General features: G+C 58.2%; 8 protein-coding genes and 1 pseudogene. 4 read left to right on the top strand and 5 right to left on the bottom strand.

Going from position 1 to position 11,305, the window contains the following annotated elements; genetic code table 11:
* Positions 1-349: 349 nt before the first annotated feature.
* Positions 350-664, top strand: a pseudogene (locus ACVW0C_RS13845) (N-ethylammeline chlorohydrolase); the annotation flags it as partial.
* A gap of 68 nt (positions 665-732) precedes the next feature.
* Complete coding sequence (locus tag ACVW0C_RS13840; RefSeq protein WP_041436618.1) at positions 733-954, top strand: amidohydrolase family protein; 222 nt, start codon at positions 733-735, stop codon at positions 952-954.
* Between the two features lie 17 nt (positions 955-971).
* On the opposite strand, the gene ACVW0C_RS13835 is transcribed toward ACVW0C_RS13840, so the two are convergent.
* The 4 genes from ACVW0C_RS13835 to ACVW0C_RS13820 form a co-directional block, all read right to left on the bottom strand.
* Positions 972-2,126 (bottom strand): RNA-guided endonuclease InsQ/TnpB family protein, encoded by a 1,155-nt coding sequence (locus ACVW0C_RS13835; protein WP_457385989.1) that lies wholly within the window; start codon positions 2,124-2,126, stop codon positions 972-974.
* Positions 2,127-2,451: 325 nt separating this feature from the next.
* Positions 2,452-3,255, bottom strand: a complete 804-nt coding sequence (locus tag ACVW0C_RS13830; protein WP_414328720.1) for a hypothetical protein — start codon at positions 3,253-3,255, stop codon at positions 2,452-2,454.
* Between the two features lie 263 nt (positions 3,256-3,518).
* Positions 3,519-4,061, bottom strand: a complete 543-nt coding sequence (nrdR, locus tag ACVW0C_RS13825) for a transcriptional regulator NrdR (protein ID WP_414374563.1) — start codon at positions 4,059-4,061, stop codon at positions 3,519-3,521.
* A 75-nt stretch (positions 4,062-4,136) separates the two neighbouring features.
* Positions 4,137-5,714, bottom strand: coding sequence for a cryptochrome/photolyase family protein (locus ACVW0C_RS13820; RefSeq protein WP_457385988.1), 1,578 nt, complete (start codon positions 5,712-5,714; stop codon positions 4,137-4,139).
* 136 nt (positions 5,715-5,850) lie between these two features.
* On the opposite strand from ACVW0C_RS13820, the gene ACVW0C_RS13815 reads away from it, so the two are divergent.
* Entirely contained in the window at positions 5,851-8,304 is a 2,454-nt protein-coding gene (locus ACVW0C_RS13815) for a hypothetical protein (protein WP_457385986.1), read from the top strand.
* Here the strand turns inward: ACVW0C_RS13815 and ACVW0C_RS13810 are convergent.
* Positions 8,186-9,214, bottom strand: a complete 1,029-nt coding sequence (locus ACVW0C_RS13810; protein WP_457385984.1) for a LysR substrate-binding domain-containing protein — start codon at positions 9,212-9,214, stop codon at positions 8,186-8,188. The two genes, ACVW0C_RS13815 and ACVW0C_RS13810, sit on opposite strands and share 119 nt — an antisense overlap.
* A gap of 262 nt (positions 9,215-9,476) precedes the next feature.
* On the opposite strand from ACVW0C_RS13810, the gene ACVW0C_RS13805 reads away from it, so the two are divergent.
* Positions 9,477-11,198, top strand: coding sequence for a hypothetical protein (locus ACVW0C_RS13805; RefSeq protein ID WP_457385983.1), 1,722 nt, complete (start codon positions 9,477-9,479; stop codon positions 11,196-11,198).
* Positions 11,199-11,305 lie beyond the last annotated feature (107 nt).

The following is an 11,305-nucleotide window of genomic DNA, read 5'->3' as shown; positions in this document are numbered from 1 at the left end:
AACTCGGACGTGAAACGCATCAGCGGCGAACCTACTGGCAGGGCGACCTGCTGGCAACCTAGCTCGGTGCCAGGCCCACCACCCTAACCCAATCAAGAGGAACCCAACTAATAGGGGGGTTGGCTTCCGTCAAGCCTCTCTACCTGAAAGCTGACACCATTGGGTGAAGGCAAGCTAGTGAGGTAACAGTTTTGTCGACCATTAGCTTGCCATGTTACCTGCTCTACACCAGTTGGCTCGTTCTGCCAGAGCGGTCTTCGTGTACGGCATGGGAGAGGGGGGGATGTAATCCAACTTCACGATCCTATCCGTAGTTACCCTTGGCATCTATCGACATCTAGCAGCAGCAGTGAGCTTGCAGTCGGGGTTACGAGGGATCCTCAGCCCACAGGTGATCGACGAACCGAGGGGAGTGGGAGAATCCCTGGCGGACACGGAGGCTTTGATCCAGGTTTGGCATGGACGCGGGGAGGGGCAAATTTACATCTGGGTCAAGTTCCATGCTCCTTATTCTGGCCATCCTGAGAGTTTTGTCCAGGGATCCGCTCTAGCCCAAAGGTATGGAGTGGGGCTGCACACCCACTTGGCGGAAACTCGCCGGGGAGTGGAAACTCTACAGGCTCGCTATGGATTGACCCCGGTGCAGTGTTTGAAACGCTGGGGATCCCTGAGTGCTCAGACCTTGGCCGCCCACTGTGTGCATGTGGGGGCTGAAGAAATCGAATCGAGGAGATGCGGTTGGCGGTGTTTCTGCAGCGGTTGGGATCGGGGGATGGAGCTGCTCTGCCGGCGCAACAGGCTTTGTGGATGGCTACACAAGGCAGTGCCGCCTGTCTGGGTCTGGAAGGGGAAATCGGCAGCTTGGAGGTGGGCAAAAAAGCGGATTTGATCTTGCTGGATTTGCGCGTGGGCACCGCTAACCGCTATGCCAAAAAGCTCGCCACCTGCTTGTAAACTACCCGACACCCGCGCTATGCGCAGGGTGCGGGCTTTATCCCAATCCCTAGCTGACCCAGAGGACAGCTAAGTTTCGGAATTTCAGGCGAGTTTACAGTCGCCCCAAGGAGAGAGATCACCTGAGCAGCGTTATGGTCAGCATCCCCTTCCCACCCGCAGTGTCCACACTTGAACGACTTACCATTGCGGTAGGACTTACCCCGCTCAGGGTGGATGTGCAGGCAGTTATGACAGGTCTGACTGGTGTAGGCAGGCGGCACCAGCACCACAGGCACTCCAGCAATGGCAGCCTTGTATGTCACAAACATCCTGAGCTGGTAGAACGCCCAGTTGTTAGTCCTGCGCCGTTCGGCTTTGCTCCGAGGTTTCTGATTCAGGCAATCTCTGATGCCTGTCAAGTCTTCAAAAGCCAGTGCCGCACCAATAGCCTGGGCATCCTTGACCAAGGTTTTGCTGATGTTATGGTTCAGCCATGTCTGGTAGCGCCGTTCTCTCCCAGAGAGCCTTCTCAGCAGCCTCCTAGAGCTGCGAGTGCGTTTGGATTGAACCTTGGCGCGTACACGGCTGAACCGGTCACGGACGGCCTGGATGTGTTCTCCACTCCAAGAGCGTCCGTTGCTAGCGGTGGCGATATCCCGCCTGCCCAAGTCAACTCCGATTACCTTTGGAGTCTTGCCAGTCGGGGGAGTATCCAGCTCAACAGCGATGTTGATGTAGTAGTCCCCTTGCTTGGTCTTGGACAGAGTAGCGCTGGTGGGCGTTTGCCCCCGCAGCAAAGCGATTTGATAACCGCCAATCTTGAGCTTGAGCCAGACTCGCCCGCTCATCAGGGTCACGCCCACGGCTTGGTCGGACTCTCGGTACTTAAAAGTACGAGCGTCCAAAGTCAGACTGGTGGGGCGGAACTTGTGGACTTGCTTCACCGCCTTGGCATTGCTAATCACCCGACGGAGCGCCTGACAGACGTGGTTGGCTTTCAGCCCCGTTGCTGCCCTTACCGGCCGATAGACCAAGTGGTGCAGCTTGGCGGTGTTCCAGCAGTTCTTTTGTTTGGCGGTGTCGAGAATCTGGTTGCAAGCGTTCGCAAAGCCCTGCAAAGTGCGGTCAATTTCTTGACGCAACTCTTGTGGGACTATCAGCTTGCAACGTACCGATATAGTCTGGCTCATGGGCTTATTGTAGTTTATCCAGACTTTTGACCAGCAAACCTATATGGAGGAGGGCTTTCCTCTCGACACCAAGCCTGCGGCTATGGTGCGGGCCTCCAGCCCGAAAATTTGGTGAGAACCTGTGGGCTGCATTTTGACCGTGACTCTATTGCACAGCTCAAAGCGGCCCTCGTCGGGCATATGCTCGAAGAATGTGTTAGGCGTCAGAGGAGCAGCGACAGCCTGGATCACAGATATAACCCCTGGTCATTCGTCAGTGGTGCGGAGCGCATTGGGGGCATCCTAACCCCGCCAGCGGGCTTTTGGAGCATCCTGTGAATAGCTCTCAGGGTGCTTGCACGGGCGGTGGGTTGTTGCGCAAAAACGGCTGTACGGCTACAAATCCCAACCCAAACGATCCAATGACTAAGACGACTGCAGCGGCCATCCAAAGGACGGCAGAGCCCTGGGATCCGTGATGTTGCTCCCGTACCCGCTGATAAATGCCGGTGGAATAGGCTGAGGAGTCTGCCTCGCCGAGATAGGGATCCGGGCCGCCCCTATCCTGCATCAACTCGTCCAGGGAAGGAACCTGGTAGCCAGTGCGGGGGTAGGGCTCGGCAGAGGTGTGGGTGGAAGGGTGGCGAAGGGAATCAAAGGAGGACGGGGCAAAGCCGTTGGATGAGAAGGAGGGGGTCTCGTTGCGGGCCTGTCGGCGCTTGAGGCGATTCAAAAAATCGTAGCTGGGAGGGGCTTCCGGTTGGCCGGGATTGGCAGTCGGGCTGTTCTGTTGGAAAGAGGCTTCAGAAGCTGCAGCAACTTGGGCAGCCTGGCCATTTGCGTCAGCAAGCCGTAGGCTGATTTGCTGCAGGCGCTTCAGGGTGTGGCCCAATTGCCCCTGGAACTCTCGGGTGATGGCAGCGAGCTCTCCAGACAACTGCTGATGCAGAGCGCGCAGGTGCTGGTTTTCCGAGGAAAGCAGGCTTACCTGCTGACGGGCAGACTCCAACTCTTCGGCCACTTGTTGATACACCTGAATCGGCACCACCCCTGGCCCCGTCTCCATTGCGGCAGGGGAGCGAAAGCCACTGGGGTTACTGTTGCTGTTGCGAGCGCCAGAGGGGCTAGAACCCCGAAAACCGTATTGCATAAATTGGGATCGACTCGGAAGGACAGGGGGCTGGGACAGCTTGACACAGAGGGATCCAAGATATCAGGGATCTCCAAGGATAGTGCTGAACACCGGCAATCTAAAGGCGTGCAGCTCTAGCTTTAGTGTAAGCCGCGATTGCTACCCCAAGCATACCGCTAAGCCTTTGGAATGGGCGATCCCTTCACAGCAATTTTTCCCGCCCACAAGCGCCATTTCCCCGCTGCTTCCAGGGAGGGCCGGCTTGCGCTGTCGTTCCCACGTCACGAATACTCCCCCACCAAGTCCGGGGAGCCTGAAGATTCGGAATCTGAGGCAGAGGAGTCCCGCAGCAGCCGCTCCAGATCCCGTCGCAGAGGTGGTTCCAACTGTTCCAGCTCATTGACAAAGTCTTTTATACCCTGAAACTGGCGATAAACGGAGGCAAAGCGCACGTAGGCCACCTCACTTAGGTGTTGCAGGCGCTCCAGCACCATCTCGCCGATGCGCAGGCTGGTTACCTCTTGGGCATCTTCCAATTGCAGCTTTTCTTCGATCTCATTGACCAGCTCTTCCATCTGTCTGACGGTGACGGGGGTTTTTTGGCAGGCACGCATCACCCCTTGCAGGATCTTGTTGCGGTTGAAACTTTCGCGGGATCCATCCCGTTTAATGACCATGATGGGCATGAACTCGATGCGCTCATAGGTGGTGAAGCGGTAGCCACAGGACATGCATTCTCGCCGCCGCCGCACACTCTGGCCACCTTCTGCCGAACGAGATTCCAAAACTCGGATTTCTTGTTTGCTGCAGCGGGGACATTTCATGGCTTGCAGTCCTTACAAAGCGACAGGTGGGTAGGAGGGTGCCTCAATTTTACCGGATGCTTAATCTTCTGGTGCTTAGACAGATTGCAAATGAGATGGACTCTGTTCGTCGAGTGCAGATTGCAAGGGATCCCACCAAGCAGCGGCTTGCGCCTGGATCTGGGCCTTCAGCTCCGGTTCCATGCGATCCAAATGGATCAATACCCATTTCATTCTGCCCAAGGGGGCTAAGAGGGATCGCTGACGCAACAGGAAGTCCCAATACAACGTATTGATGGGGCAGGCTTGTTTGCCAACCTTTTCGCTGGGATTGTAGCGGCAATGGCGGCAGTAGTCACTCATTTTGCGGATGTACTGAGCAGAGGCGGCATAGGGTTTGGTGGAGAGCATGCCCCCATCGGCAAAAAGGCCCATGCCGATGACGTTGGGCTGCATCACCCAGTCGTAGCTGTCGATAAACACATCCTGAAACCACGCTTCTACTGCCTGGGGCTGAATGCCACTGATGAGGGCGAAATTGCTGAGCACCATTAGCCGCTGGATGTGGTGGGCATAACCATGACGGCGAATTTGATCCAGGGTGTGCTGCAGACAGGCCATGTCGGTTTTGCCCGTCCAAAAAAACTCTGGCAGGGGTCGCTGGTGGCCAAAAAAGTTCTTCTGGGCATAGCCGTTGGGCATTTGGTATTCGTAGAAGCCGCGCATGTACTCCCGCCAGCCCAGGATCTGGCGGATGAAGCCTTCGGCGGAGGGCAGGGGGATCCCACCCTGATAGTAAGCCCGTTCGGCGGCGGCAATGACTTCGTGGGGGGTGAGCAGGCCCAAGTTGAGGTAGGGAGAAAGCAGCGAGTGGAAAAGGAAGTCTTCCCCGGCTTGCATGGCGTCTTGCCAGGGGCCGAAGTGGGGCAGGCGCTCGTGGATGAAGTGATCAAGCACTTGCAGGGCTTGGGCGCGGGTGACGGCCCAGCCAAATCCTTCTAAGGATCCGAAGTGATGGCCGTAGTGTTGCCTAACTTTTGCGATGACAGCCTGGGTAATGGCATCGGGGGAAAAGGTGAGGGGCCGAGGATAGCGCATTCCCGGTTTGGGAGGATGGCGGTTCTCCCGGTCGTAGTTCCAGCGCCCGCCCAGGGGCTTGGGGCCGTCCATGAGAATGCGGAAGCGTCTTCGCCCTTCGCGGTAAAAGTCTTCCAGAAGCAGGCGCTTGCGGCCTGAGGCCCACTCGATAAATTGATCAGCTGTCCAGAGGAAGTGGTTGTTTTCCAAGATCAGGAGGGGGCAAGGGAGGGTGGATCTCAGCTTTTCTATTTCATCTCGGACGGGAATATCGGCGGGCTGCATGAGGCGGATCTGCTGCAGTTGATGTTGCTTGGCCCAGGTTTGCAGGGGCTCGGCATAGCTGTCGGCTTCCACGTAGGTGACCGGGTAGCCCCGCTGTTGCAGTTCTTGGGCAAAGTGGCGCATGGCCGACCAGACCAGCACCAATTTCTGCTGATGGTGGTTGCGGGAGCTGGCCCACCGGTGAGATTCGATGAGAATGACGGGAACTCGGTCTGGGGATAGGGTTGATAGGGAAGCGAGGGCGGATTGCTGGGGGTGGAGTTGATCCGCAAGGATCCAAACCCCTTCTGGGCCGGCAGATGGAGCGATCATGGGATGCTGAAGCTCTCGGTCTATGGGAGGAGCGCTGAGAATGACACAGGTTGAGTTTAGCTCTGGGGGGCAAGGCCAGGTGGCAGTTGCAAGGGATCCCAATGTCTGCTGAATCTCTGCGGATTGTTTTCAAAGCATGAACGGTACAGACGAGGAGAGAGAGACATTGCCGGAGAGACCCCACAGGCCGGGGATCCCTTTCCTACGGTGGTGGGCCGGGCTGGGGATGGTGGCCCTGCTGCTGCTGGTGATCTGGAATTGGACGGATCCCTTGCCGCCAGCCTGGGATGAGGCGCAGCATTTGTTGCAGGCGCAGGCGTTTGGGCTTCACCTGGGACGGTTTCGCTGGGATGGGCTGTGGGGGCAGCAGTTTTTGCATTTGAACCAGCGCTACCCCCCTTTGGCCTATTGGCTGGGGATCCCCTTGGCGGCTCTGCATCCCTTCAGCCGGGCGGACGGGCAGTTGCTCAACTTGGTGTTGCTGGGGGTTCTGGTTCTGGCAACCCAGCGGCTGGGACAGCGGGTCTATCGCTCCTGGGAAGTGGGCTGGCTGGCGGCGGCGCTGCTGCTCCTCTATCCGGGGATCACGGCTTTGGCCCACGTGTACATGTTGGAGTTGCCGCTGGTGGTGGCGGTGACGCTGGCGTTTTGGGCGCTGTGGGCCTATGGGGAGAAGCCTTCCTGGTGGGGGGCGGTGGGGGTGGGAGCGGGGGTGGCGGCGGTGTTGCTCACCAAGTGGACGGGGGTGCTGTTTTTGCTGCTGCCTTTGGTGGGAGTTGCAGGTCAGGCCCTCTGGCGCTCTGGGAAAGCGGTGGGGTGGTGGAAAGGGATCCCTTGGCCGGCGCGGCTGGCCCACTTGGCCTTGGGGATGGGTGTGATGCTGCTTTTGTGCTGGCCCTGGTATGGGGCCAATTGGCTGTTTGTGCTCAGCAATGGCTGGGCTTACGCCGAGACTGCCCACTACTACATCACTTGCCCAGCGGGATCCCTGTGCTGGTGGACTGCCTACTTGCGCCTTTTGCCCCTGCAGATGAGCCCTTTTCTGTGTGGGCTGCCGCTGCTGACGTTGTGGGGATCCCTGGACAGGCGAGAGGCAGTCTTGTGGGCCACCTACGGTTCGGGCTACCTTCTCTACACCCTGGTGGACATCAAAGATGTGCGCTTCACCCTACCCCTGCTGCCTCTCTTGGCCGTGTTATCAGCAGGCGGGATCCAAAAGGCTTGCCGGTGGTTGGAGGAACGCTGGGGTGCGTGGGCTTTGCAAAGGGGAGTCTGTGCAGGGCTAGTTCTGGGCTGCTTGGCCTTGGCCAATTTGGGTCGGCCCCTCACCCCAGGGGTGGCCCCTCTGTGGACGGGGATCCAGATGCGCTGGCAGGGGAAGCACCCCACGCAGGAGCTGACCCAGTGGATCCAATCCTTGATCCAGCCAGGTTTGACCACCACGCTGGGAGTTCTCCCCAATACAGAGCTGATCTCTTCCGAAACCCTCACCTACTTGGCGGCTCTTCAGCGCTGGCCGGTTACATTCCGCGCTGCTGGGCAAACCCCCTGGCCGGAGCTGGAGCTATCCTTGCTGGATGGGTTTGTGGATGCCGAAGGGGAACAGGGAATTATTGGCCCTTATGGCCCGACTAAGGAGCAGATCCGGCAGCACCTGCGCAGCAGCCCAGACTGGCGACAAGATCCGGCGGTGGAGTTGCCTACGGTGGGTCGGCCGCACACTTACTTCCCTCGCTTTTCAAAGGTGACGGTACAGGAGTGGCCTCTTGAAGCTGAGGAGGTGGAGCTGGTGGAGGTTGAGGCGCTGTTGGAGCTGGGGATCCCGGCCTGGAAGTTGCGCTGGCAAGGCCCAGCTCAGAACTTGGCCCAAACGCTGGTCTGGGCGCGGCTGGAAGACGGGCAAGGACGGGTTTTGGAGAAGCGGGCCTGGGTGTTGGGGCAGAATCGCCTGCAGCTCAACTCAACAGGCGGCTGGCTGGTGGAAGAGATCTTGACGCTGCCCACAACCGACTTCCCAAGAGGTGGCCTTCTCCACCTGGAATGGCAGTTGCCCAAAGGGATCCGCCATTCCCTACACCAATCCTGGAGAGGATCCCTGTCGAGCTTCCCGAAGGAAGGCCCCTTCCTTGTAACGGATCCCTTGTTTCCTCTCCGCGAGGCGGCCAGAGCTGCTGCCGCTGGGGATCTGCAGGCCCTCTCCCTTTACCTCAATGCCTGGACAACCCTGCAATACCCGACTTTTTTGACGGATCCAGATCGCATCCTGGTACGGCAACTGCTGGAGGGGGAACGGCAACAGGCTACTGCCCAAGGCCAACCGAGCCAGCAAATCCAAAGCCACTACCAACTGGGCTTGATGTTGGCGGCGCTGTTACAACCAGAAGCAGCTCAGTTGCATTTTCAACAGATCGTCGAGCTGGATCCGGAAGACGAGTGGGCGCGGGCTTACCTGGGGTTTTTGCGAGTATTGTTCACTCACGACTTTGAGGGGATCCGGGGGTTGCGACAAGAGCTCTCGGCTGTGCTTCAGCCTCTTTGCCGGAAAGCGGATTTGGATTGGGATTTGAATTGGATTTGTGCTGCTCTTTAGCCACAAAGTCCAGCTCCATTTGAGAAACCTGGGAAAGAAGAAAGTCGGCAAAAGCTTTGGCCACCACCGAAAGACGCTTAGAGCGCAAATAGACCAAATGCCAGAACCCCCGAATGGGAAACTCTTCCACATCCAAAATAGCCAGATGATGCTGCCACCCCCCCAAGGCCAACACATGCTGAGACAAAACCGAAATGCCCAATCCACCCACAATGCCTTGGCGGATAGCTTCGCTGCTGCCTATCTCCATGCGAATGTTGAGCTTTAGGTTATGCTTCTCAAAAAGCCGCTCTACAGCCATGCGGGTGCCGGAGCCGGGTTCACGGGCTAAAAAAGGTTCTTGGGCAATGCGCGCCAGAGGGATCCGCTTTTGGCCCACCAGCGGATGATGAATGGGGGCCATCACCACCAAGGGATTTTCCAGAAAAGGTTGTGCCACCACGTCCAGATCTTCTGGCGGCATCCCCATCACGTAGAGATCGTCCATGTTGTTGCTCATCCGCTCCAAAACCTGCTGGCGGTTGATCACCTTGAGAGCTACGTCGATGCCGGGATACTGCTGACAAAATGGCCCCAGAAGACGGGGAATAAAGTATTTGGCAGTGGTGACCACTCCAATGCTCAGCCGTCCCTGCTTTAACCCCTTCAGGTCGGCAAGGGTCATCTCAAATTGATTCAATTGTTCAAAAATCTTCTCGCAGGTTTGGTGTAAAGCTTGCCCCGCTTCGGTGAGATACAGCCGCTTGCCCACCTGTTCAAACAGCGGTAACCCCACGGCTTTGCTCAATTGCTTGATCTGCATGGAAATCGTGGGTTGGGTCAGGTAGAGCTCTTCGGCAGCGCGGGTAAAGCTCAGGTGGCGGGCAGCAACCTCGAAGATTTGCAGTTGATGCAGGGTAATGGCCTTCATGGACAATCAAGAAAAGCTAAAGGTTTACTACTAAATCATAAGCGCTAATCTATGCCTTTTGGCGAGATCCCCATGAGAGCCTGGCTGACGGTCACAGTGGCGGAAGGGGCAAAACCGAAGAGCAACCCCCTACCACTCGGACTTAAGGTAGAGATCGACCAAGGGATTGCGCCGGTGTGGGCACGGGCGGCTGTTTTTTTTCAATAGCTGCTCTCTGGGCAGGAGAAGAGTACGATCGCAGACATTCTCGTGGAGGTTGAGGGTGCTGAGACTGCCGAAAAACCAAGGGATCCGCTGGCTTGCGGGTGTGCTGGGCGCACTGATATTGCTGGGATCCGGAATCACGGCCCAGGCTCAGTTCTTGTGGCCCGGCCATTCCCTTTTCCCCAGCTCTGGTTCCGTAGACAGTGCGGAACAGAGGGGATCCCACTTGGCTGCTCGGCTCGACGCCTACTGCCGACAGCCGCCCGAGGAGGTAGCGCGCAAGGCTCAACTGCGCCAGCAGGCTGCCCAGTCGAATGCTGCTTGGGCCGAGTACACCCAAGTTTTGGCCGAACATGGCGCTGCCTTGATTGCCTGCCGCAGCCAACGCTGGCCCCAGATCCAGGCCATTTGGGTACGTCTGCACCCTTGTGATGCCAATCCGGGCGTGTTGGATCAGGTGTTCGACCAAGTAGTGAACCTGGGCTACAACCGCGTCTTTATCGAGACCTTTTACGATGGCCGCTCTATTTTGCCGGATGGCGCAGGGGGGATCTGGCCCAGCTTACAGCCCAACGCCGACTTGTTGGATCTGGCTCTGAAGGCGGCACGACGCCGCGGCTTATCTGCCTATGCCTGGGTGTTTTCCCTCAATTTCGGCTACAGCTACGGACAACGGCCCGATCGACAGGTGGCCCTGGCCCGCAACGGTCGTGGCATCACCACCGTCTTGGATCCCGCCACAGCCCTTTTGGAAGACCTGGGCAGTCCTGGCGAGGTATTTGTGGATCCCTTTCATCCCTTGGCACGGCGGGATTTTGCCGAGTTAGTCCGCCGCATCCTACAGCGACAGCCGGATGGGATCCTTTTCGACTACATTCGCTATCCGCGTGGCTCAGGGGGATCCAGCGTGGCAGCCACCGTCCGAGACTTGTGGATTCATGGAGAGGCCGCCCGGAAAGCCTACCTCAATTTGGCAGAAAACCCGGCGGGTCGGGCATTGCTGGAGCGCTACCTAAGCCAGGGCTACATTGCAGTGGCAGATGTTCTCCATCTGGATGCCACCTATGCCGAAGAGCCCAGGTGGCGGCAGCCAGGGGATCCCTGGCCCAGCCCGACCGAGAAATGGGCGCTTTCCCCAGAGTTACTGGACTGGGCTGCCCAAGACATGGCCAGCAGGAATTGGCAGGGGGATCAGCTTTCCTCTACAAAAGATTTACCAGAGAGTCTGGAGAAACCGGCGGATTCCAGTTCTGAGGCAGCAGCACCAACTCCTGCCCCTTCCCCCACCCCCAGCGCCGCCGTTCGCCAAGAACGTTGGCAGCAGCAGCTTTGGCAGCTGAGCGTCGAGTTTGCCCGCTACGGCGTTCTCGATTATCTACAGCAGGCCGCCCAACCCGCCCAGAGGCTGGGGATCCCGGTGGGGGCTGTCTTCTTCCCAGAAGGCAACCAAGCAGTAGGAGAAGGGTTTGACGCTCGTCTGCAACCCTGGGACCGCTTTGATCCGGGTATGGAATGGCACCCAATGGCCTATGCCAAGTGCGAGGATAGCTCCTGTGTGGCGCAGCAGGTGGAGCAGGTCCTGGCTGTGGCCTCTCCCCAAACCTTTGTCTGCCCGGCCATTGCCGGTCTATGGGGACAAGCCCAGCGGCAACGCCCCAGCCTGGAAACCCAAACAGCAGAGCTGGCCCGCCGCTTCCCGCAGTTGCCCTGTGTGAGTCACTTCGCCCTCTCCTGGATCGAGCCGGAGCTGGAGCGCAGCCGTCGCACCTGTCAACTCTAACGCCCATCCCAATGTAAACTACCCGGCTCCGACCGCTAAGCGGTACGGAGCGGGCTTTCAGTAGCCCTGGGCCTGCTCTGCTCTACCAGAGAACAAAACAAGCCCGG

This window comes from Thermostichus sp. OS-CIW-26 (assembly GCF_054058395.1).
Note: the sequence above shows the minus strand (reverse complement) of the source record. Positions and strands in the feature narration are given on the sequence as shown.